Origin of the sequence: Mucilaginibacter mali (assembly GCF_013283875.1) — a bacterium.
GTDB lineage: Bacteria > Bacteroidota > Bacteroidia > Sphingobacteriales > Sphingobacteriaceae > Mucilaginibacter > Mucilaginibacter mali.
Map to the genome: position 1 here is coordinate 5,494,830 of NZ_CP054139.1, position 22,220 is coordinate 5,517,049.

19 protein-coding genes and 1 tRNA gene are annotated in these 22,220 nt (G+C 45.8%); 13 read left to right on the plus strand and 7 right to left on the minus strand.

All coding sequences use genetic code 11. The features are described from left to right. Positions 1–164: 164 nt before the first annotated feature. Positions 165–707 (minus strand): 30S ribosomal protein S16, encoded by a 543-nt coding sequence (locus HQ865_RS23365; RefSeq protein ID WP_173417225.1) that lies wholly within the window; start codon positions 705–707, stop codon positions 165–167. 259 nt (positions 708–966) lie between these two features. On the opposite strand from HQ865_RS23365, the gene ffh reads away from it, so the two are divergent. From ffh to HQ865_RS23380, 3 genes are all read left to right on the plus strand, one after another. Next, positions 967–2,295 (plus strand): signal recognition particle protein, encoded by a 1,329-nt coding sequence (gene ffh, locus HQ865_RS23370; RefSeq protein ID WP_173417226.1) that lies wholly within the window; start codon positions 967–969, stop codon positions 2,293–2,295. 394 nt (positions 2,296–2,689) lie between these two features. Continuing rightward, a complete protein-coding gene (locus tag HQ865_RS23375) occupies positions 2,690–6,007 on the plus strand; it encodes a TonB-dependent receptor (RefSeq protein ID WP_173417227.1) in 3,318 nt (1,105 codons plus the stop codon). A 289-nt stretch (positions 6,008–6,296) separates the two neighbouring features. Further along, the gene (locus HQ865_RS23380) at positions 6,297–6,998 is read left to right on the plus strand and encodes a hypothetical protein (RefSeq protein ID WP_173417228.1); all 702 of its coding nucleotides are present in this window, start codon (positions 6,297–6,299) and stop codon (positions 6,996–6,998) included. Positions 6,999–7,103: 105 nt separating this feature from the next. On the opposite strand, the gene HQ865_RS23385 is transcribed toward HQ865_RS23380, so the two are convergent. Next, a complete protein-coding gene (locus tag HQ865_RS23385) occupies positions 7,104–8,861 on the minus strand; it encodes a lysophospholipid acyltransferase family protein (RefSeq protein ID WP_173417229.1) in 1,758 nt (585 codons plus the stop codon). 73 nt (positions 8,862–8,934) lie between these two features. On the opposite strand from HQ865_RS23385, the gene HQ865_RS23390 reads away from it, so the two are divergent. The 4 genes from HQ865_RS23390 (at position 8,935) to lpxB (ending at position 11,814) form a co-directional block, all read left to right on the plus strand. Further along, positions 8,935–9,771 (plus strand): helix-hairpin-helix domain-containing protein, encoded by an 837-nt coding sequence (locus HQ865_RS23390; RefSeq protein WP_173417230.1) that lies wholly within the window; start codon positions 8,935–8,937, stop codon positions 9,769–9,771. Further along, on the plus strand, positions 9,768–10,295 hold the full coding sequence (locus HQ865_RS23395) for an adenine phosphoribosyltransferase (protein WP_173417231.1): 528 nt from the start codon (positions 9,768–9,770) through the stop codon (positions 10,293–10,295). Before HQ865_RS23390 ends, HQ865_RS23395 begins: the two co-directional genes overlap by 4 nt. Positions 10,296–10,452: 157 nt before the next feature. Beyond that, positions 10,453–10,707: a hypothetical protein gene (locus HQ865_RS23400; protein ID WP_173417232.1), complete on the plus strand. Its 255-nt coding sequence runs from the start codon at positions 10,453–10,455 to the stop codon at positions 10,705–10,707. Beyond that, entirely contained in the window at positions 10,708–11,814 is a 1,107-nt protein-coding gene (lpxB, locus tag HQ865_RS23405) for a lipid-A-disaccharide synthase (RefSeq protein ID WP_173417233.1), read from the plus strand. It abuts the gene before it with no gap. A gap of 252 nt (positions 11,815–12,066) precedes the next feature. Here the strand turns inward: lpxB and HQ865_RS23410 are convergent, their stop codons facing one another. The 4 genes from HQ865_RS23410 to HQ865_RS23425 all read right to left on the minus strand — a co-directional run bounded on the left by HQ865_RS23410 (position 12,067) and on the right by HQ865_RS23425 (position 14,016). After that, positions 12,067–12,222 (minus strand): hypothetical protein, encoded by a 156-nt coding sequence (locus HQ865_RS23410; protein WP_173417234.1) that lies wholly within the window; start codon positions 12,220–12,222, stop codon positions 12,067–12,069. Positions 12,223–12,257: 35 nt separating this feature from the next. Further along, a complete protein-coding gene (locus HQ865_RS23415; RefSeq protein WP_173417235.1) occupies positions 12,258–12,416 on the minus strand; it encodes a hypothetical protein in 159 nt (52 codons plus the stop codon). Between the two features lie 32 nt (positions 12,417–12,448). Then, positions 12,449–12,631: a hypothetical protein gene (locus HQ865_RS23420; protein ID WP_173417236.1), complete on the minus strand. Its 183-nt coding sequence runs from the start codon at positions 12,629–12,631 to the stop codon at positions 12,449–12,451. Positions 12,632–12,810: 179 nt separating this feature from the next. Beyond that, positions 12,811–14,016: an MFS transporter gene (locus tag HQ865_RS23425; protein ID WP_202020422.1), complete on the minus strand. Its 1,206-nt coding sequence runs from the start codon at positions 14,014–14,016 to the stop codon at positions 12,811–12,813. 595 nt (positions 14,017–14,611) lie between these two features. On the opposite strand from HQ865_RS23425, the gene HQ865_RS23430 reads away from it, so the two are divergent. After that, a tRNA-Ala gene (locus tag HQ865_RS23430) sits at positions 14,612–14,685 on the plus strand. Between the two features lie 552 nt (positions 14,686–15,237). Here the strand turns inward: HQ865_RS23430 and HQ865_RS23435 are convergent. Next, a complete protein-coding gene (locus HQ865_RS23435; RefSeq protein WP_173417237.1) occupies positions 15,238–15,432 on the minus strand; it encodes a hypothetical protein in 195 nt (64 codons plus the stop codon). 251 nt (positions 15,433–15,683) lie between these two features. Between HQ865_RS23435 and trxB the strand changes: the two genes are divergently transcribed. The 5 genes from trxB (at position 15,684) to HQ865_RS23460 (ending at position 22,025) form a co-directional block, all read left to right on the plus strand. Next, a complete protein-coding gene (trxB, locus tag HQ865_RS23440; protein ID WP_173417238.1) occupies positions 15,684–16,658 on the plus strand; it encodes a thioredoxin-disulfide reductase in 975 nt (324 codons plus the stop codon). Positions 16,659–17,057: 399 nt separating this feature from the next. Then, the gene (locus HQ865_RS23445) at positions 17,058–18,026 is read left to right on the plus strand and encodes a FecR family protein (RefSeq protein WP_173417239.1); all 969 of its coding nucleotides are present in this window, start codon (positions 17,058–17,060) and stop codon (positions 18,024–18,026) included. Positions 18,027–18,060: 34 nt separating this feature from the next. Further along, positions 18,061–19,509 (plus strand): redoxin domain-containing protein, encoded by a 1,449-nt coding sequence (locus tag HQ865_RS23450; RefSeq protein WP_173417240.1) that lies wholly within the window; start codon positions 18,061–18,063, stop codon positions 19,507–19,509. Positions 19,510–19,524: 15 nt separating this feature from the next. Beyond that, positions 19,525–20,559: a TlpA family protein disulfide reductase gene (locus HQ865_RS23455; protein ID WP_173417241.1), complete on the plus strand. Its 1,035-nt coding sequence runs from the start codon at positions 19,525–19,527 to the stop codon at positions 20,557–20,559. A 50-nt stretch (positions 20,560–20,609) separates the two neighbouring features. Continuing rightward, positions 20,610–22,025: a TlpA family protein disulfide reductase gene (locus tag HQ865_RS23460; RefSeq protein WP_173417242.1), complete on the plus strand. Its 1,416-nt coding sequence runs from the start codon at positions 20,610–20,612 to the stop codon at positions 22,023–22,025. Positions 22,026–22,220: the final 195 nt, after the last annotated feature.

Genomic DNA, 22,220 nt, shown 5'->3' on the forward strand with positions numbered 1-22,220 from the left:
CACAGAGGACACAGAGGGAGAAAAGCACAGAGGTCACAGAGAAATGAAATTACAAAAGAACTCTGTGTCCTCTGTGAAAATCTCTATGCCCTCGGTGGTTAAATCGCCACAAAAAAAGCCCCCCGAAATTCGGGAGGCTTTCTGTAAGCTTTCTAAGCGATAAATTATTCAGCGCTTTCTGCAGCTTCGTCAGCAGCTGGTGCTTCTTCAGCTTCAGCAACCGGTGCTTCTTCCACCTCTTCAGCAGGAGGGGTGTTTTTAGCAGCGATGGCAGCGGCTTTGTCTGCATTACGTTTAGCTTCAGCGGCAAGGGCAGCTTTTTTAGCGGCTTCCTTAGCTGTAGATAACGAATCTTTTTTACCGGTGATCTTGCTGTCTTTGCCTTCTAACCAGGCAGCAAATTTTGCTTCTACCTGCTCTTCGGTCAAAGCGCCTTTTTTCAGGCCGCCTTGTAAGTGTTTTTTGTATAACACACCTTTGTACGACAGGATCGCGCGGCAGGTATCGGTTGGTTGTGCACCATTGTTTACCCAGTCAAGCGTTTTGTCAAAGTTAATGTCGATAGTAGCCGGGTTGGTGTTTGGGTTGTACGAACCTAAACGCTCAATAAAGCGGCCATCGCGTGGAGCGCGGGAATCCGCTACCACGATGTAGTAAAAAGGTTTACCTTTTTTACCGTGTCTTTGCAGTCTGATTTTAGTTGCCATTTTTTTCTTTTATGTATTCAACATTGCCCCCGGAGTATTCTGCGGGGCTGCAAAGGTAAGTATATTATTTATACTGTGCAAGTTATTGTTTATCTGAACCTTGATTAAACGGATTTTGGGATTACAGGATTATTTTGCAAGGTTTCTGAAATCCTGTCCTCGGATAAATCTGTTTAATCAAGGTTCAGACAATCACCAAGAAATCAATTCAAAATCATACCTTTGTATCCGCAATTTTTTGATATAAGTACTAAAAGATATGTTCGAAAATCTTTCAGATAAGCTCGACAGGGCGTTTAAGGTATTAAAAGGACAAGGCACCATAACCGAGATCAATGTGGCCGAAACCATGAAGGAGATCCGCAAGGCCCTTTTGGATGCCGACGTTAACTATAAAACTGCTAAGGCCTTTACCGACGAGGTGAGGCAAAAGGCCATTGGCCAAAACGTACTGACCAGCATTTCGCCGGGACAGTTGCTCACCAAGATCATGAACGACGAGCTGACCGACCTGATGGGCGGCAGCACAGCCGACCTGAACTTCCCGGCAACGCCTACCATTATATTAATAGCGGGCCTGAACGGTGCGGGTAAAACCACCTTCAGCGGTAAACTGGCCAACTTTTTAAAAACACAAAAAAATAAAAAACCATTACTGGTAGCCGGCGACGTTTACCGCCCTGCGGCCATCACCCAGCTACAGGTTTTGGGCGAGCAGATCGGCATCCCGGTTTATGCCGACCTGGAATCTAAAGACCCGATTGGCATTGCCCGTGCAGGTGTGGCCCAGGCCAAGCAGAACGGCAACAACGTAGTTATTATAGATACCGCCGGCCGTTTAGCAATAGACGAGGCCATGATGGTGGAAATAGAACAGGTAAAGGCCGCCGTTAATCCGCACGAGATATTATTTGTGGTTGACGCCATGACCGGCCAGGATGCCGTGAACACCGCCAAGGTGTTTAACGACCGCCTTGACTTTACCGGCGCGGTACTGACTAAGCTGGATGGCGATACCCGCGGTGGCGCGGCGCTATCCATCAAATCGGTAGTGAACAAGCCGATCAAATTTATTGGTACGGGCGAAAAGATGGAGGCGCTGGACGTTTTCCACCCCGACCGTATGGCCTCGCGTATTTTGGGCATGGGCGACGTGGTATCCTTAGTGGAGCGCGCGCAGCAGCAATTTGATGAAAAGGAAGCCGCCGAACTGCAAAAGAAGATCCGCAAGAACAAATTCGACTTTAACGACTTTTACGGCCAGATCCAACAGATCAAAAAAATGGGTAACATGAAAGATCTGATGGGCATGATACCGGGCGTTGGCAAAATGATGAAGGATGTGGAAGTAGGCGACGATGCCTTTAAAAACATCGAGGCCATAATCCAATCCATGACCAAGTTTGAAAAGGAAAACCCGGATGCCATTAACCAAAGCCGCCGTACCCGTATAGCCAAAGGTTCGGGCACTAACATTGCCGAGGTTAACCGCCTGCTAAAGCAGTTTGAGGATATGCGTAAGGTGATGAAGCAAATGAGCAACCCGGCAGCCATGGCCAATATGATGCGCCGTATGCCGAAGATGTAATCTCTTTTTAGGTAAAAGCCGAAAGGATAAAGGCGAAAGCTAAAAGGAAGGCCCTATGCAAAAGCATAGGGCTTTTTTATAACCAAAGCCTTTGTGACCAGATCTGAAATTGAAGATCTTTGTGGCTCATCAAAAGGCAATTCTTTGTGGCCTTTGTGGTTAAATTGCCACCAACCCTTAACAGACACAAAAAACATCAGCCAATACCATATCGCATTTTGGCGGTTTTTTGAAAATGAAACTAATTGAAATAATTGCTAATAAAAAGGCAATTAATTGCAATAATACGAACCAATAAGTGTAATAATTGTTAAATTATTGTGCGATAAGATAATCGTTAGTTAACATATGGTTAACATTATAGCTAAACCTTTGTGGTCAAAGAAAACCACACATGAAAAAGCTCTACTTTATCATTTTTTCCGTGCTCATTTTAGGCATAGCCAATGAGGCCAATGCCCAGATCACCACCGGTGTTATCAGCGGTAAGGTGACAGATGCAAAAGGCGGTACATTGCCGGGTGTAACCATTAGCGTGGTAAACACCAGCACAGGCACACGCTACGGCAACCAAACAAACGCCGATGGTCGGTACACCATCACCAACGTTAACCCGGGCGGCCCGTATGTAATTACAGCCAGCTTTGTTGGTTACAAAAAGCAAGAATTAACCGGCATTACCGTAAACTTAGGTAACGCTACTTACAACTTCCAGTTGCTTGACGAATCGACAGCCCTAAAGGAAGTTGTAGTAAAATCAACCGGCGGTACTACTAAAACAGGCGCCAGCACCCGTATCAATCCAAACCAGTTGCGCACTATGCCATCGCTTAGCCGCAGCCTGCAGGACCTGACCCGTTTAACCCCGCAAAGCAATAACAACTCGTTCCAGGGTACTAACTACCGTTACAATAACGTAACCTTAGACGGTGCCATCAATAACGACGCGATCGGCTTCAGCCCATCATTAGGCGGCCAGAACAACGTATCGGGCCAGGTAGGTAGCAGTACCCGTACAAGCCCTATCTCGCTTGACGCGATCCAGGACATACAGGTTTATATTGCCCCTTACGATATCAAAATTGGTAACGTATTGGGTGGTAGTATCAATGCGGTTACCCGCAGCGGTACAAACACTGTTACCGGCTCTATCTACGGTTTTGGCCGTGGCGCGTTCATGATCGGCGCTAACCGCCTGCCCACCAACGTTGGTGGCGATAACGCCAGCGAACCATCTGCCTTCCACGATTTTCAATTCGGTGGCCGTTTAGGCTTACCTATCGTTAAGGATAAATTATTTTTATTCACTAACGAGGAGTTTGCACGCCGCCAGGATCCGGTTATCTTCGCGGCAGGCAGCGCGGGTTCGGCCGGTATTTTATCAGAGCAGGACGCTATCGACATTACCAAAGCATTTAAATCGTACACCGGTGGCCTTGACCCGGGTGTTTATGGTAATACTACCATCTTCTCTAATTCTAACAAGTTTTTTAACCGCTTAGACTGGAACATCAACGATAAAAACCAGTTGACCCTGCGTAACAATACCATCACTTCTACCGCTACCAACCTTGAGCGCGATCAGCAGAACTTCCGCTTCAGCGGTATCGACTATACATCACATAACAACTCAAACTCAACAGTTGCCGAGTTAAAATCAAGGTTCAGCAACTCGGTAAGCAATAGCTTCCTGTTAGGTTACTCTAACGTACACGATTACCGTGATCCTAACTCGAGCCCTGCATTGCCGCAGATCGAGATCACCGGCCGTACACCTGGTACTACCATCTTCCTGGGCACCGACCGTGAGGCCGCGATATTTGATATGCACCAGAAAACATTCGAGATCACCGATAACTTTACGCTGAACACCGGTAAACATACCTTTACCTTTGGTACACACAACGAGTTATATAACATCACTTATAACTTCGTAAACTCATGGAACGGTCGCGACGCGTATAGCAGCATTGATGCCTTTACCGGTGCGTTCAACTCTAACCCGGCTACGGTTACCGCTTTCACCCCATTGCGTGTAAGGGCTAACTTTAACTATACTAACAACACCCGCGATTATATCCTGGCTAATCCATCAGCCCAGTTTAAAGTTAACCTGCTAAGCCTTTACGCTCAGGATGAGATCCAGGCTGCCGATAACTTCAAACTTACCGGCGGTTTACGTATAGACTACGCAGGTGTACCAAACAAGCAGCCTTTAAGCGCCAAAACTACCGGCGCCGCTGTAGATCCTAACTACGGTACCACTTTTACCTACACAAAACCATCTGAAATTCAGAACAAATACCTGGATAACATCGAGTTTAACGGCCGCTTATCGTTCAACTACGATATCAATGGCGACCAAAGCGCTGTGATCCGTGGCGGTACAGGTACCTTTACCGGCCGTGTTCCGTTTGCCTGGTTCGGTTACGCGTTCTACAACAACGGTAACACTTACGGTGCTTACGATAAAAACAACATCAATACTACTACCAATACCATTACTCCGGGTACTAACCCAACCCAGGCCCCTGCAAACGGTGGTTTAGGTTTTGTTAACCAGCAGGTACCTGCTCCAAATACCAGCGCTACCGGCCCAACCCAGGTGGATATGATCGATAACAACTTCAAAATGCCACAGGTATGGAGAAGCAGCTTAGCCTTTGATTACAAAACACAGGATCAGTGGAGATTCTCTATCGAGGGTATCTACACCAGCGTTATCCACGACTTGAAATTCCAGCAAACCAACACTACCGACCAGGTTACTTACTATCCGTACGACGTACAGAAGCAACAGCCAATATTTGTGAACACCAAACCATCGGCTAACTTCACCAACGCTTACCTGTTATCAAACACCAGCGAAGGTAAACGTTACAGCATTACCGGCCAGGTTGGTAAAACATGGCCAATGGGATTGAATGCAGAGTTTAGCTATACCTATGGTCAGTCTAAAGATATCACCAACGGTATCCGTAACTCAATGGAATCAAACTGGCAGTTAAACCAGGCGCTTAACCCTAACTCGCCTACACTGGCTTTCTCAAACTTCGATGTTCGCCACCGCATTGTGGCTAACCTGAGCTATAAATTAACTTACGGCGCTGATAAAAAGAACTCGTCAAACTTCGCCCTGTTCTTTAACGCTGCTTCGGGTACGCCATACAGCTTCGGCTTCCTGCCAAGCGCTATCGATGGTACCGGTCAGCAAGTTAGCTTAGCTTACATCCCAAGCGTAGGCGAAACCATCAAATTCTTTAGCACTACACCAAACACACCAAGTGCTGCAGAGCAGGCAATGGCCAACGCGTTCGATCAATACATCAACGCCGACCAATACCTGAGCACCCGTCGCGGTAAATTTACAGAGCGTAACGGTGCCCGCACGCCTTGGAACACCAGCGCCGACTTCCGCTTCACTCAGGACTTCAGCGTAGGCAGCGGTGCTAAAAAACAAATGTTAACCTTTACGTTTGATATCATTAACTTAACAAACCTGTTGAACCGTAACTGGGGCCACTACTATTTCTCTCCAAACACGTTCAACTCTACATCAAGTATCGGTTTAACCCGCAACGTTACGCCATCGTTTGCTAACGCTGCTACTACTTACCCTACTTACAAATTTGTTAACCCGGGTGTACCTTACGCGGTTGATCCGTTCCAGTCGCGTTACCAAATGCAGTTTGGTGTACGTTACACTTTCTAATACGTAAAGAGCAAACAATTAATAATACCAGCCCCGCTGCCATTTGGCAAGCGGGGCTTTTTTGTTGGAAAGGCGCCCATTACGCAGAACTTTTTAAAGATATGTGAATATTGATGCCATTAGTAGAGAAATAGCATCTGCATGAAAATGAGATAAAACTTAGCGAAGGATTTTGCGCACAATAGCGTCTAATATGCAACGCGTAATTGTCCATAATTTGTCCGTTTAGTTTTTATATTAACTATTTGTATAAGTTGTAACTTTACGTTAACCGATCATAATTAACGCCATGAAAAAGCCTTCACCTAAAGCCGTTGCTCCACGGCTAAACTGTGACAAGGCCGGGTGCTTGCTGTGTTGCAGGGCCGGTCTTTTATTAATAATGCTGTTGCCTGCCTTTAAAACGCATGCGCAGGATTTTTTTCCCGAACAAAAAGATTACGCTGTAAGCGTGGGTACCGACCTGGAACTACCGGGCAAAAATCTTAGCGATTACCGGAAGGCAGTAGCGGCTAACGTAGGTATAATGCGCCTGCTGGACAGGTTTACAGTGGGTGTTAATTTTTCGTACCGCGAGTTTAGTCCCATTACCCCTGTTGTGGTAGAGCAAATAGACCCGGCGCACCAGTCTACCAGTACTTACTCCAGCTATAGTACCTTTTTATTTTATTTAAGCGGCGCATATAATGTGTCGCTTTCCGAAAAAGTAAAAGCCTATGGCGGCCTGAACGTGGGTGTGGGCTACAACACATCATCGATCCTTTATCAGCAGGATGATACTAACCTGTATTTTGGCGGTGGTGTTAAACAGCTTTATGCAGCCCCTAAACTGGGTTTAAGCTATGCTATAAATAATAATGTTGATGTAGAAATACACGCGGCCTATAACCTGCTTGCGCAAACAGGAAACCTGACTAACCCTACAACCCATGTTACCCGCACCAGTTTTTCATCGCTAACTACGGGTTTGGGATTGATGTTTAAGTTTTGAGGAAGACGGGAAGACCGGAAGACAGGAAGTCCGCAAGTATAAGCAAATCCTGTCTTCCGGACTTTCCCACTTGCGGACTTCCGGTCTTCCAGTCTTTCGGACTAACTACAAATTCTTCCCCAGTTTTTCCAACATTTCGTGGGGTACGTTGTGCAGGTCTAACACCAGGAAGCCATCAAGGCAATCGGCAAACTTAGGGTCGATATTGAAGCAGATGATCTTGGCGTTCAGGGCGATGTATTGGCGCAGCAGCACCGGTACCTTCATGTTGCGGGTTTCTACTTCAGATATAATGCTATCCAAGCCCTTCAACGAATCGTCGGCCCCGGCCATCAGCAGATCGGTATCTATTTTGGAAAAATCAACCTTAAACTTCTTTCTCGGCCGCACATATTGCGCCATATCATGGTCGAAATGGTTTTTGGTGATGTAATCGACAATCAACGATTTAGAAAACTTGCTGAAGGTATTGCTGATGCTCACCGGGCCAATGAGGTAACGGTAGCGCGGATTGTCGATCAGGTATTTCAAAATACCCTTCCATAGCAGGAACAGCGGCAAGGCCTTGCCCTGGTATTCGGCACGGATAAATGAGCGGCCCAGTTCAAGGCTGCGCTTTAATACAGATGTAAACTGACCTTTGATCTTAAATACCTCTGCCGTATAAAAACCTTTTTTGCCGCGGCTATAAAATATCTCATCGCCCAGGCCAATACGGTAGGCGCCTACGATGAGTTTGGTCTCCACATCCCATATAAACAGGTGATGATAATAGATATCATACTCGTCCAGGTCGATGCTTTTATTGGTGCCCTCGCCCACCTCCCGAAAGGTAATCTCGCGCAGGCGGCCTATCTCGCGGATGATATTTGGAATAAGCGATGTTGGCGCGATATATACCTCGTAGTTTTTTTCGGTCCACACCAGGTGGTCTTCGCGCAGTGGTTCCACTTCGCGTTCAATAATGCTGCGGTCGGTCTCAAAGGCCACCTCTTCCGGATCCTGCTTTATTTTAAACAGGTTGCGGGGACTAAATAACTTCTTTTCCTCCTCAAGCCCCGTGCCCAGCGCGTAAGTCTTGGCGCGCAGGTAGTTAAGTAGCTTGGTGGGGTTGTTACTATCGGGCACATCGGCAATATGTATCGGCTTACCGATGCGCAATTTAATGGTGTGGCCATGCTTGTTAAACAACTCGGATGGTAACTTGGCCGTACGCAGCGCCGGGTGGATCATGCTCAGCAGGTTGAACAATAACCCGTTGTTGCCATGGAAGTAAATAGGCACCACCGGTACCTTGGCCTTGGCAATAATTTTACCTACCACCGGGTGCCACTTGCGGTCGGTTACCTGTTGCTGTTCAATTTTATAGGTAGATACCTCGCCGGCCGGGAATATCCCGATGGGGGTGCCGTTCTTCAATAACTCCAGCGTGCTTTTCAACCCGCTGATGCTGGATGAATGGTCGATGTTCTCGAAGGGGTTTACGGCGATAAAGTAATCGCTCAGATTAGGGATCTTCTTCAGCAGGAAGTTGGCCATCAGCTTGGCATCGGGCCGGGCCATGCAAAGTATTTTTAATAATACCATACCCTCAATGCCGCCGTAAGGGTGGTTGGCAATGGCTATAAAGGCGCCATCAGAGGGAATGTTCTTCAGCTCGCGCTCGTCAAAATCAATAGTAACGCCCACGCCCTCTAAAATGGCGTCCACAAATTCGGGGCCTTGCTTGGGCTGGGCCTGGGCAAACAGATCGTTCACCTGGTTTATCTTCATGATCTCCATCAGCAAGGCTGCCAGGCCGGGCATTTTCAACTTATCCAGCTTGGTGGCTTTGGCAAATTCTTCTTTAGTGATGATCTTCATGTTTTCCGGTAGTAGCGTTTAATAGGTAAATATCCTTAAATTTTATTTAATTTACAGCACATAGCGTTCGCCCATGTCCTTATCGCCAAAAAAATACTTTTCGGTTACCAAAAAAGAGTGGAACGGTTTAGTTGTGCTGATGATCCTTATCGCATTGGTTTTAGTTGCACCGTACGTGTATCAATCATTTCACAAAAATGAGACCATTGATGTGAAGGACTTCAATGCCGCCGTAGCCCGGTTGAAGGGTACCGGGTTGGTAGACAGCAATACTACTGCAAACGCTACACCCTTTCGCTTTAACCCCAACAACCTGCCGCCCCAACAATGGGCAAAGTTGGGCCTTACCGAACAACAGATAGGCACCATTAAAAACTACGAAGCAAAAGGTGGTCACTTTAACAGCAAGGCCGATCTGAAGAAGATGTACAGCATCAGCGCCGAGGATTATAAGCGACTGGCTCCCTACATCGATCTGCCCGAAAAAGCGGGATACGTGGAAAAAACAAACGCCGTGGTAGAGATCAATAGCGCTGACACTTTAAAACTAATGCAGATCCGCGGTATAGGCAGCGGGTATGCCAGGCTCATCATCCGTTACCGCGACAGGCTGGGCGGCTTTTACAAGAAGGAACAACTAAAGGAAGTGGCCGGATTAGATTCGCTGACTTACCAGGATATCATCCCTTTTATAAAGGTGGATGAGGCTAAGATCATTAAAATAGACCTGAACAAGGCCACCCAGAATAGCCTTGCCGTGTTCCCGTACCTAAGTTACAAGCAACGTAATGCCATTGTTGAATACCGTAATCAACACGGCGATTATAAAGAATTAGCCGACTTAAAGAACATTCCTATTATAGATGATGTACTTTTGCGTAAAATTGAACCCTACATCAGTTTGAAATGATTGCAGAAGAAATAAAGAAAGCCATCAGGGATATCCCTGACTTCCCGAAGCCGGGTATTGTTTTTAAAGATATTACACCGATATTAAAAGACGCCGCCCTGTGCGACCGCATACTGGACGCTTTTGCCGAGCAACTAAAAGATACCAAAATAGATGTGGTGGCCGGTGTAGAAAGCCGTGGCTTTTTGTTCGGTTTATCGTTGGCAGGCCGCTTAGGCGTGCCCTTCATACCCGTGCGCAAGGCCGGCAAGCTGCCATTCACCATCAAGCAAAAAGCCTATAAGCTGGAGTATGGCACCGCCACCATCGAACTGCATACCGATGCTTTTGAACCCGGTCAGCACATATTGATACACGACGACCTGCTGGCCACCGGCGGCACGGTAACCGCCGCCAGCGAACTGATACAGGAAATGGGCGGCATAGTGGCGGGCTTTAGCTTTGTTGTGGGGCTTGGCTTTTTAAATGGGCGGGAAAGGATAGCGCCTATTAATGATAATATTTTGGTGCTGGCAGATTATTGAGTGGCTGCGCCAGAGATTAGTTGATTAGAGATTAGGTTAAAAAAATTGTCATGCCGAACTTGTTTCGGCATCCCATCTGATTAGTAACACCCATGCATAAGTACCTTGTATGTGGGGTGCCGAAACAAGTTCGGTATGACAGACTAAAATTGAAAACATGTTAAACAAAAACAATATACCCACCGGCATCCTTATAGGCTTGATCCTGCCGGTAATATCGGCCTTAATACTGGAACTTGGTTTTAAGGATTGGATCTACTTCCACCGTGGCTTACCTTACTTCGCGGTGGTGGCCGCCAATTTGGTCATCATCAGGATACTGGCTAAAAAGGGGCAGGACAGGACGGCTTCCGGCATCATGATCGTTAGTTTTGTGTTTATGGTGTTGGTTTATTTTTTCAGGTACAGATAAATGAAGTATTACCTGGTAGCGGGCGAGGCCTCGGGCGATCTGCATGGCGCCAACCTGATGAAGGCGCTAAAGGAACGCGACCCTGATGCCGATTTCCGGTATTTTGGTGGCGACCTGATGCAGGCGCAGGGTGGCACGCTGGTTAAGCACTATGCCGATATGGCCTTTATGGGCTTTACCGAGGTGTTGATGAACCTGCGCGCCATCTTTAAAAATCTGGCTGCCTGCAAAGCCGATATCAGCGCCTGGCAACCCGATGTCGTGATCCTGGTCGACTTCCCGGGCTTTAACCTTAAAATATCCGAATACGCTAAAAAGCAGGGCTTTAAAACCTGCTATTACATATCGCCCAAAGTTTGGGCCTGGAACCAAAAGCGGGTACTGAAGATCAAACGGGTGGTAGATCACCTGTTCTGTATACTGCCTTTTGAGGTTGATTTTTATAAAAAATGGGGCATGAAGGTAGATTATGTAGGCAACCCCCTGCTGGATGCCGTCTCGGCCTTCACGCCCGGTCCTGATTTTTTAACGGAGCATCATTTAGGCGATAAACCCATCATTGCCCTGTTGCCCGGCAGCCGCAAGCAGGAGATCAGCCGCCTGCTGCCCGATATGGTGCAGGTGGCCGTAAGGTTTCCGCAGTACCAGTTTGTAATAGCCGGCGCGCCATCGTTCAACGCCGGGTATTACAACAAATACCTTGGTGGGCAAAATATCCCCATTGTTTTTAATGCCACTTACAACTTGCTTACAAACGCCCGTGCAGCAGTAGTTGCATCAGGTACGGCCATGCTGGAAACGGCCTTATTTAATGTGCCGCAGGTGGTGGTTTATAAGGGTGGAGCCATTAGTATTGCCATAGGCCGCATGGTTATCGCCGTAAAATACATCTCGCTGGTGAACCTGATTATGGATAAGCCGGTAGTGAAGGAATTGATACAAGGCGATTGCAATCCCGGGCAGATCAGCGCTGAACTAAATCAGCTGGCTGCCGACACCCCGCACCGCACCCAAATGCTGGCCGATTACGATGAACTGGATCTCCGCATGGGGCAACCCGGCGCATCGGGTAAAACGGCGGATTTGATTATTGGGTATATGAGGTAGGTAATTTAACCACAAAGAACACAAAGAAGTACCGTACTCATTAGCACAAAGGTCATAAAGAGATTTTTGTGCTGATGAGTTAAATCTTTGTGTTCTTTATGCAAAATCTTCGTGCCCTTTGTGGTTAAATTGCCGCCACGGCTCACCACCGGGCAACAGACTTAAAAAGCAAAACCCTCTGTGCTTAACACAAAGGGCTCTGCCGTTTTCATAGATAATGTAGTAGAATTTGATAGGTAGATGTATGATAGATCAGGCGGCGATGAGCTGTTGCTGCTCGCCAACCTTACGTATGTTATTGTTTTTAGCGCGGAAGGCTTTCAGGTCTTCCATTAGCAGGTCCATCAATTGCTGATCGAACTTGGCGACTAATTTACTTGGGGCGGTTTTTGCGGTGTAAGTTTTCATATAGTTAAATGTTTTGGCAGGTTGACGTTTTTTTATTAAGCTGCTTTTAAGCGGTTGTTCAGGCTGTTTTGAATGGTGCTTACCAACTGGTTGTGGTTGTTGCGGGCCGACAGATCATTTACCAGGATGTTTTTCAGTTCCTCGTCAAAGCGGGCCATCAGTTTGCTTACGTTGAATTTCTTTTGGTTTTTCATAGTGGTAATGTTTTGCTGAATGTGGTATTTAACTAATTCTTTTTTTCCTTGTCAATATGATCGGTTTCGCTGAGGTTGTCCTTGCGGCGCTTCGCCTCTTCGTATTGCCTCTCGATCTGCTCCTTATCGCGCGCATCCGAAGGCTGGTTGGGGTGCAGCGGGTCTTCCCACTCTTTTTCCCCTTCAGGCGTTGTTTGTTTTTTCGCGGTCGACATATTGCTTATTAATTGATGTGTTAGCTATTATTCCAATTCAGTGCCAAAAATTAAATTCGGACGAAAAATTTGTCATAATCATGTCCTGTAAAACAAAAAAACACGCCGGATAGCGTGTTTTGTATGGTGCAGTTGACAATTTGATTACAATAAAACCTACACTGTGTTTTGTAGAGTAGTCAGGACAGTGCGGTTGCACGGTGCGCTTTCATCTTCTGCCGGGTGAGCAAATGGACGATAAGCACAACGCTGGATAAAGTGATACCGATAGCGCATACACCGGGCCACTGGTAATGCTGCCAGGCCATGGTAGCCAGGAAAGTGCCTGTAGAGCCACCGATAAAATACGATACCATATATACGGTATTAATACGGTTACGCGCCGCCGGGTTAAGCGCGAAGATGACGGCCTGGTTAGAGATATGTGTGGCCTGTACGCCAACATCCATCAATATTACGCCGATGCCTAAGCCAATTAAATTGTTGCCTGATAACAGGAACAGCACAAACGAAGCGATAATTAACACGATAGTAAAGGCCGATAATTTGTACGAGTCCATTTTATCGCTCAGGCGGCCCATCATGCCGGCGGCTACGGCGCCTAATACGCCCAGCAAGCCGAAGCCACCGGCCACATCGCTGCCCAGGTTAAATTGATACTTTAATAAGAATACCAGTGTTGTCCAAAACGCGCTGAAGCAGGCAAAGCAAAGCGCCCCGCGGAAGGAGGCCAACCGCAATGCCGGCTCATCCATAAATATTTTCACCAGCGATGCCATCAGGTGCTGGTACTTGCCTTTATAATCGGCCTCAACGCGGGGCAGTTGCAGGTAAACCAGCAGCCAGATAACCAGCATCATGCCTGCCGCTATATAAAACATGGCCCGCCAGCCAAAATGTTCGCCGATAAAGCCACTCAGTGTGCGCGATGCCAGGATACCTACCAGCAGGCCGCTCATAATAAAGCCTATTTTTTTACCACGCTCGTGCGGTTGGGCTAAATGCGCGGCCATAGGCACCAGCAATTGCGGAATAACCGAACTGATGCCGATGCACAAACTGGCTATTAATAAGATGGTAATGGTTGGCGCCCAGGCGGCTATCAGCAGGGAAGTGACCACAAAAATAAAATCGATCAGCATTAATTTCTTCCGCTCGAACATATCGCCCAGCGGAACGATGAATAACAGGCCCAGGGCGTAACCAATTTGCGTGAAAACGGCAACTTGCCCCGCTTTAGCACTGTTTATATGGTACGAATTGGCGATGTCATCCAGCAAAGGCTGATTATAATAGATGTTTGCCACCACAAAACCGGTGGTAATGGTCATTATCCATAAAATTAGCGGAGTTAGATGTGGTTTTTCTGATATTTTGCTTGTCATGTATAAATTTGGTCGGTATTTGCGCTTTTTTTGATTGTAAAATTATCTAAATATTAAGTTTGTGATAACTTAATGAGTTAAATACTGCTTTTTTGTCCTTGTTTGGTCTATTATTTTATATTTTTTTAATATTTTTTAAAATTTTTGTGATTATTTGATAGTTGGATTATAAAAAACTATTACTTTTGTATAGAAACGCTGGAATAGCTATCTGAAAATTGTGTTTTTTGAACGATAAATATTTTTTGATATAATTATGACAATCTTTTTTTAAATTATTTTAAAAAAATACAACGAATATCAAAACTAAGTGTTACTTTTACACCGTATTAAAAATACACATTAAAACGTCTTCTCATAATTTAGGTTTATAATTGGTTAGTAAAGGCCCCTGCCCATCAGGGGCTTTACTTTTTTATAAACTTTCGGTTGCAAAAGTACACGCTCAACATTTTATAAAACTCGGTTTAAAGTAAAATTTGTGTTTTAAAGACAGATCGTCCCGATGTTTACAGGCGGATCAAACCCATATAAAATAATTTTTAATTAGGGTTTACATTTTTAATAAGATATGATATATTTGCATCCCGCAATTGGGGGATTAGCTCAGCTGGCTAGAGCGCTTGCATGGCATGCAAGAGGTCACCGGTTCGACTCCGGTATTCTCCACTGATTATCAAGCACTTACAAGTATAGTAAGTGCTTTTTTATTTTCAGAGACCTCCAAATAGCTCCCCTGTATCCTCCACTTCACGCTTCCGGTAACAGTTTATGGCAGTAAACGCCATAAAGTAGTTTAAAATGGTTTAAAATTACCGTAGACCTCTTGCGTACCCTGCAAGCGTTTTCCTTCGCCAAAATAACCTAATACTTACTTTATTGGCGTTTTATTTTTGAGTAGTTTCTCATATAAAGAAGGACTGTCTTCGGATGTTATCCCGAGGTCAAAGTTGAGTTTCTAAAGAAAATTATATTATCCGAAGATACTAATGATGAAAAAAGATTTTGGACCGCTATTTGCCTCATCAATGACTTTCAATACTATGATTTAGAAAGGGCGATCAACTTTGCGGAAAGCATGAGAACAAATTTTCCTAATTCAGTTTATAGCGAGCGATTTATTGATATTAAACAAACCCTAATCGAATTTTCCTACGTGGATTTTTGCGGTTAGTTTTCGTGGCAATCTTCCTACTGGCCGGGGAACTCCCTTAGATATCCTTACGATTTAGCCTTCGATTTTTTAAAATCAACTTCCTTTTCGATCCGTCCTTGTATAATCTTGCAATATTCTACCGTAACATCAATCCAGTTTTCAAGTTCTTCATGATTGACGATTAAAGAATCTCCAATTTTGTATTTTTGTGCAGCCACCCACATTGTTTTAAAAACCAAGTATCGACCAACTGATCCCATCCGTAAAAAATTAACTGACGCCTTTGCACACGGAGAGCTCCTCCTTTTAATCGGGAATGAAAATAATAATAACCAGGTGATATAAAAGGCGACAAAAAATGAAAATTATGATTAATTGACGAAGAAAAACCAGGTGTTTTTGCAGTTTTTTTACGAACTATTGATTGTTAATTTAATGTAATGGATTTTTATAAAATATTTTAATAGATAGTTGCTTCCCGGGAATTATAAAAAGCCTTGGGCTTTACCTTATGAATTTAATTGATAAAACCGAACACGTAAAATGCCTGATCATCGGGTCGGGCCCGGCAGGCTATACGGCTGCCATATATGCATCGCGCGCTGATCTGAAACCTGTTTTATATACAGGCATACTGGCCGGCGGCCAGCTAACCCAAACCACCGAGGTAGAAAACTATCCCGGCTACCCTGATGGCATCCAGGGCCCCGAAATGATGGAGAACTTCCGCCGCCAGGCCGAGCGGTTGGGTACCGATATCCGTTTCGGTTATATCACTTCGGTTGATTTTAGCAGCCTGCCGCATAAGGTAGTGGTTGATGAAAGCAAACCCATCCTGGCCGATACGGTGATCATCTCTACCGGTGCATCCGCTAAATGGCTGGGGCTGGAATCAGAGCAAAAATATAATGGCTTCGGCGTATCAGCCTGTGCTGTTTGCGATGGTTTCTTCTTCCGCGGGCAGGATGTGGCTATTGTAGGGGCAGGAGATACCGCCGCTGAAGAGGCTACCTATTTAGCCAAGCTTTGCAAAAAGGTGTACATGCTGGTAAGGCGCGATGAGTTCCGCGCATCAAAAGCGATGATGCACCGCGTACTGAACACCCACAACATCGAGATATTATATAATACCGAAACCAAAGAAATTGTAGGCGACGGTATGAATGTAACTGGCGTTAAAGTACAGAACAATCAAAACAACGAAGAAAAGACACTGGAGGTAACCGGTTTCTTTGTAGCCATTGGCCACCACCCGAATACCGATATTTTTAAAGGCTGGCTGGATATGGACGAAACGGGTTATATCAAAACCAAAGCGGGCAGCACGTATACCAACATCGAGGGGGTATTTTGCTGTGGCGATGCGCAGGACCATGTTTACCGCCAGGCGGTAACAGCGGCAGGTACCGGCTGTATGGCCGCTATTGATGCCGAACGTTACCTGGCCGCTAAGGAGCATGTGGCTGTATTGGAAGAAATTATTTAAATAAACCCGGTAGGTAAGAAGACCGGATGCAGTTGTAGTGATTCTGCATATGTGTTAGGTTAAGGGAAGGCCGCTTACCCGGCCTTTATTCTGATAATGCTTATATGTGGACCAAACGCAAAGACAAAACGACGATACAGGAAAAACTGTTTGTTTTGGTCGTCAGTGCCGGCCTCATCGCACTGGTGATAATTGTCAAAATGATCTTTGATCTCTTCTTTTGATTGCTTCGCGCCGTTATTATCCTCTCTTTTATTGATAACTGATCGACCCTAATACGGTTTGGCTGCCCATCTTCGGCCATTTCAAGGCCGCGGTATTAAAAAATTTAAATTTTTTTTCAAAACCACTAAGGGTAAGCCCCATAGTTATGTAACTCCATTATATAAAACCAAAATAATGGAAGAAAAACAATTGGATCTGTTGATGAGGAAATTCCTGGATGGAACCGCCAACGAATCTGAAAAACAACAATTGAACGACTGGTACCGCGTTCAAAATGAAAGGGACATCATTTGGGAAACCGACCAGCCGAATGAAGAAAAGCAGGTAGCTAAGCAGATGCGCCAAAAATTGGAAGCGCATATATATGCAGGAAGGTCCCGGTCTATGAGGTTTAATAACGGGGTGATCGGTCGTGCGGCTGCTATATTCATTGGTGTATCGGTTATGGCGGGGGCTTACTTCCATTTTAAAGGGCCTAAATCAAACCTGCTGCCTGATAGAGCGGTAATTGCCGCTACAAGCGCGCTGGAGAACAGGTATGTGCTATTACCAGATAGCAGTACAGTATTGCTGCACCCGGGCGCGAAGATCGATTACCATTTTGATGGAAAAACCAGGCAGCTTACACTAATTGGCGAGGCTTATTTCGATATCAGGCATAAAACAGATCAGCCCTTTATTATCCATACCGGCAAAGTGATCACTACGGTATTGGGCACAGCCTTTAATATCAAAGCCTACCCGGGCCAAAAGGTAACCGTAGCGGTAACCAGGGGCAAGGTGAGCGTGATAGATGAAACTAAAAAAATGCTGGCCATACTGACGCCAAACCAATCGGTTGAATACAGCAGCGAGACAAAAACAGCCAATCAGCGTGCGGTAAAATCGGAAGAAATGATCACCTGGGTAAAGGCCGATATGCAGTTTGACGATATACCATTTAAGGAACTTGCCGAAAAATTAGAACACAGGTATAATGTATCGATCAAATTTAAGAGTCCGGCATCGGAAAAACAGCTGATCAGCGGGCATTTTAACGGAACGGAACCACTTGACCGTGTACTGCAGATCATATCTGAAACCACGGCTACCACTTATACTATTGATGGTAATACGGTAACTGTTGATACTAAAGGGAATTAATAAAGAAATAAAGCTCCGGCAAAAAATATAGTATATGAATTTGTATAAAAACATCGGTTTAATAGTGTTACTGAGCGGTTTAGCTTCTGTAGCCAATGCCCAGCAAAACAGGCAGCCTGCCAAACCCGATAGCTTAACGCTTTATTACCAGGGTTTAGCCAGATCGGGCACTACTGAGGATAAAGTAAAAATAACAACCGGCTTAAAACAACTGGCAGATAAGGATGAGGCCGGGATAACGCAAGCCACAAAAATTGCCGTAGCGATAAAGGCTACGGATATGGCCGATTCGTTAAGAAACGTTACCATCAAGCGTTACCCGCATGGGCAAGCCGCCTTTATTAAACAGTATAACGAACTGGTATCGGTAAAAGCTACGGCTGCCGAAAAGGAAAAAAAGTATGACCTGCTGATCAAACAATTCCCCGAGCCTGCACAAAATGCTGATGTGGCGTATGACTACGCCCGTTCTGAAGTGGCTTACAGTTATGCCCTGGAAGGCAACGCCGCTAAATGCGAGCAATGGGTGGAGACGGTTAAATCGCCATCGTACCTGGCTACCATAAGAACCATGAACGCGCAGACCTTAGCTTCGAAAAACGAATTCGCCACGGCCGAGCGCATGATCAGGAAATCGGTAGCTGCAGCAAAATCAGCAGCTGATGCCGGCAGCGGGAACAAAGACGCTTACTATGCTAACGTGAGTGCTTTGGCCAACGTGTTATATAAAGAGCAAAAATTTAAAGATGCTTTAACCTTTGCTACCGAGGCGTACGAAGGCAGCACACGCAAAACCGGCAGCGTTAAAACTGTATACGCATTGGCCCTTACAGCCAACAATCGCGGTAAAGATGCTTTGCCGATGTTGGTGGAGGAGGTAAAGGCCGGGCGTGCCAACGCTGATATTAAAGCCAGCTTGAAGGCAGCTTATGTGCAGGATAAAGGTTCGGATACCGGGTATACCGAGTTTATAGGCGGCCTGAGCAGCGAGTTGCAAAAAGCGGTTTTGGCCGGCTTGTCTAAAAAAATGATATCCGAAGCCTCGCCCGAATTTGCGCTTGTTGATCTGAACGGGGCGAAGGTGTCTCTTGCCAGTCTTAAAGGTAAGGTAGTGATCCTTGATTTTTGGGCTACCTGGTGCGGGCCTTGCAAAAAATCGTTCCCGGCCATGCAAATGGCACTGACCAAATACAAGAACGACCCGAACGTGAAATTCCTGTTTATCGACACCTGGGAAAGGGTGCCCGACCCTGCAAAAGATGTAAAAAGCTTTATTAAAGATAATAAGTATGATTTCCAGGTATTACTTGATGATAACAAGACCAAAGTAGTCGACAAGTTTGGGATCACCGGCATCCCTGCAAAGTTTGTGATAGATGGCAACGGAAAGATCAGGTTTAAACTAACCGGTTTTGATGGCGCTGATGATGCCGCGGTTGAAGAAATATCGGCAATGATAGAAATGGCAAAAAAGACAATTTAAATAAAAAGACACCACATGAAAATTTACGCGAAAGCGCTTAGCGTTTTATTATTATCCGGTTTATCCGCAACCGGTTTGCACGCCCAGGCACCTGCTCCCCCGGTAAAAGATCTGGGCGAACCTGCCCCCGCCTTAACCGTAGGCAAATGGCTGAAGGGTGGCGAGGTTGACGGCCTTAAAAAAGGAAAGGTTTATGTAGTTGAATTTTGGGCTACCTGGTGCCTGCCTTGTATTGCCGGCATGCCGCACCTCTCGGCTGTAGCGCACGAGTTTAAAGATGTAACCGTAATTGGTTGCAGCATTTTAGAACGCAAGACTACCGACCTGGCAACGATAGAAAAGTTTGTGGCCGGTAAACGCGATACCATGGATTACCACGTGGCGGTTGACGATGGCAGTAAAATGGCCGATAACTGGCTGAAAGCCTATGGCGAGCGCGGTATCCCTTTTGCCTTTATTGTAGATAAGCAAAACCGTATAGCCTGGGCAGGGCACCCGATGAACCTGGACAAGATACTGCCGCAAGTGGTATCCGGTAAATGGAACGTAGAGAAGGCCGCGGCTGATAGGAAGGATATGCAGCGCTTATCGAAAATTGATGGCAATGAGGTGGTAACCACTTTAAATAAATATATGGGGCGGCCAGGTAACCCCGTTGGCGCGCTTGCCAGGATAGATAGTTTTTTGAAGGTTGAACCCGGGTTGAAGTATTACCCTAAAATGGGCCATTTCACCTTTGTTGCTTTGGCCAAAACAAACGAAGCCAAAGCGTTGCCATTTGCTAAAACATGGTTCGAAGCTAATAACGACGCGCCATCTTATGCTACGGTAACGGATGCGGTGAACTACCTTGAACACCCCAGCCCCGAAATGTATGCTTTTGCAGCTTATTGTTATCAGGCGCAAATAGACAGGTACCCCTGGAGCATGGACTTGAAGGTGACCTACAAGGCGATGGCCGACCTGTACAAAAAAGGTGGCGATGAAAAGAAGGCGGCCGAATTTGCAAAAAAATCGGATGCCGCGCCCGCTGGCCGGCCAGCTCATTGATATTAAAAATCACAATCACTCAAAAACAATCACCACTAATAAAAACAACAATGAAGTACTTATTTACCCTGCTTTGCATCGGCATAATGCTATACGCAGGCGCGCAGAACCGTCAGCGCGTAAACCCGCTATTAAAAGAACTGACAGACCAGAAAGACCAGCAAGTATTGGCCGCTAAGTTGAAAACGCTGGAGGATAGCCAGAAAGAAGAAGATGTGAAACTGCTGGCCGATTATTATAACGCCACCGGCAACAAACAAAAGAACGAAGAAATAACCAAGCTGATCATGACGCGTTTTCCCAACGGAGCGATGGCGTTTGATGAGGCGGCTAACAATATTTATAATGAAAGAGACCCATTAGCCAACGAAAAAAGGCTGAAGGCGCTCATCGCAACATTTTCTTCAAACCCTGCTTTAGCAAATAACAGGATGTTTAATGCATCACGGTATTATGTAGCTATTACTTTTTTAGGAAAAAATAAACCGGAAAAGGTGAAGGAATACCTGGAGGCCATAACCGATACTACCTACAAAACTAACGCTTACTCGTATGCTGCCCGCGAAGCAATTGGTACCGGCGACTATGTTTTGGGCGAACAACTGATCAGGAAAACCTTTGCCGATGTGGCAAGGAGAGGAAACGTTAACCCTGCCGATATGGTTGAGTATTCAAGAATAGCCGGCCACTTGTTTTACCTGAACGGGAAGTATAAAGAAGGCTTCCCTTATGCCAAAGCCGCTTACGATGGCAAAAGCTTATGGAAGGATGTAAAGCCGATGTATTTAGACTATCTGGTAGCCAATCACGATTATAAAGAGGCTTACCCGATGATGGAGGAAGCCATCCGCACCGGCAACGCTTCGGCCGAGGTTAAAGCTCAATTTAAAAATGCTTACGTGGCCGCTAAAGGCAGCGACGCGGGCTTTACCGAATACGAAGCATCGCTATATACCGCGATGAAGGAAAGCATCAAAGCCGAACTTGCCAAAAAGATGATGAACGAGCAGGCCTTTGATTTCCACATTACCGACCTGAACGGGAAAGCGGTTTCCCTGTCCGATTTTAGAGGAAAAACCGTTGTGCTTGATTTTTGGGCTACCTGGTGTGCCCCTTGCAAGGCATCGTTCCCTAATATGCAGGCAGCGGTAACCAAGTATAAAAACGACCCGAACGTGGTGTTCCTTTTTATCCATACCTGGGAAACTAATAACACGCCTGCCAAGGATGCTGGAAGTTATATCAGGGATAAAAAGTTCACTTTCAATGTGCTTATTGATGCTAAAGACCCGGTTACCAAGGCCAATAACGCCGCGGTGGGTTACAAGCTAAAGGGCATTCCCGCTAAGTTTATTATCGATAAAAACGGTAAGATCAGGTTTAACTCGCTGGGCGGTGGCGCCGGCGGCAACGATGCTTTTGTAGAAGAAATATCAACCATGATAGAGCTGGCCAAGGCGGCTTGATCTGTGTTTAAATATACCCCTAACTAAACTAATTGATGAAAGGAGAACGCAACATGCATTGAATTATACTATCCGGAAATTGAAAGAAGCCGGGATGCGGCAACATCCCGGCCGATAGGATCAATAAATAATTTTTCACGAGAATTTACTTTACCCTTAACAAATGTATAAAAACTTTATCCATAAAGATGGGAA

What these genes read in the sequence shown, in the direction of transcription:
- HQ865_RS23450 (WP_173417240.1), top strand. Translation starts at nt 18,061, where the DNA reads ATGAATTTGTATAAAAACATCGGTTTAATAGTGTTACTGAGCGGTTTA.
- HQ865_RS23425 (WP_202020422.1), bottom strand. Translation starts at nt 14,016, where the DNA reads ATGACAAGCAAAATATCAGAAAAACCACATCTAACTCCGCTAATTTTA.
- HQ865_RS23375 (WP_173417227.1), top strand. Translation starts at nt 2,690, where the DNA reads ATGAAAAAGCTCTACTTTATCATTTTTTCCGTGCTCATTTTAGGCATA.
- HQ865_RS23395 (WP_173417231.1), top strand. Translation starts at nt 9,768, where the DNA reads ATGATTGCAGAAGAAATAAAGAAAGCCATCAGGGATATCCCTGACTTC.
- HQ865_RS23460 (WP_173417242.1), top strand. Translation starts at nt 20,610, where the DNA reads ATGAAGTACTTATTTACCCTGCTTTGCATCGGCATAATGCTATACGCA.
- HQ865_RS23400 (WP_173417232.1), top strand. Translation starts at nt 10,453, where the DNA reads ATGTTAAACAAAAACAATATACCCACCGGCATCCTTATAGGCTTGATC.
- HQ865_RS23365 (WP_173417225.1), bottom strand. Translation starts at nt 707, where the DNA reads ATGGCAACTAAAATCAGACTGCAAAGACACGGTAAAAAAGGTAAACCT.
- HQ865_RS23415 (WP_173417235.1), bottom strand. Translation starts at nt 12,416, where the DNA reads ATGAAAAACCAAAAGAAATTCAACGTAAGCAAACTGATGGCCCGCTTT.
- lpxB (WP_173417233.1), top strand. Translation starts at nt 10,708, where the DNA reads ATGAAGTATTACCTGGTAGCGGGCGAGGCCTCGGGCGATCTGCATGGC.
- HQ865_RS23385 (WP_173417229.1), bottom strand. Translation starts at nt 8,861, where the DNA reads ATGAAGATCATCACTAAAGAAGAATTTGCCAAAGCCACCAAGCTGGAT.
- HQ865_RS23455 (WP_173417241.1), top strand. Translation starts at nt 19,525, where the DNA reads ATGAAAATTTACGCGAAAGCGCTTAGCGTTTTATTATTATCCGGTTTA.
- HQ865_RS23410 (WP_173417234.1), bottom strand. Translation starts at nt 12,222, where the DNA reads ATGAAAACTTACACCGCAAAAACCGCCCCAAGTAAATTAGTCGCCAAG.
- HQ865_RS23390 (WP_173417230.1), top strand. Translation starts at nt 8,935, where the DNA reads ATGTCCTTATCGCCAAAAAAATACTTTTCGGTTACCAAAAAAGAGTGG.
- ffh (WP_173417226.1), top strand. Translation starts at nt 967, where the DNA reads ATGTTCGAAAATCTTTCAGATAAGCTCGACAGGGCGTTTAAGGTATTA.
- HQ865_RS23445 (WP_173417239.1), top strand. Translation starts at nt 17,058, where the DNA reads ATGGAAGAAAAACAATTGGATCTGTTGATGAGGAAATTCCTGGATGGA.
- HQ865_RS23380 (WP_173417228.1), top strand. Translation starts at nt 6,297, where the DNA reads ATGAAAAAGCCTTCACCTAAAGCCGTTGCTCCACGGCTAAACTGTGAC.
- HQ865_RS23420 (WP_173417236.1), bottom strand. Translation starts at nt 12,631, where the DNA reads ATGTCGACCGCGAAAAAACAAACAACGCCTGAAGGGGAAAAAGAGTGG.
- trxB (WP_173417238.1), top strand. Translation starts at nt 15,684, where the DNA reads ATGAATTTAATTGATAAAACCGAACACGTAAAATGCCTGATCATCGGG.
- HQ865_RS23435 (WP_173417237.1), bottom strand. Translation starts at nt 15,432, where the DNA reads ATGGGATCAGTTGGTCGATACTTGGTTTTTAAAACAATGTGGGTGGCT.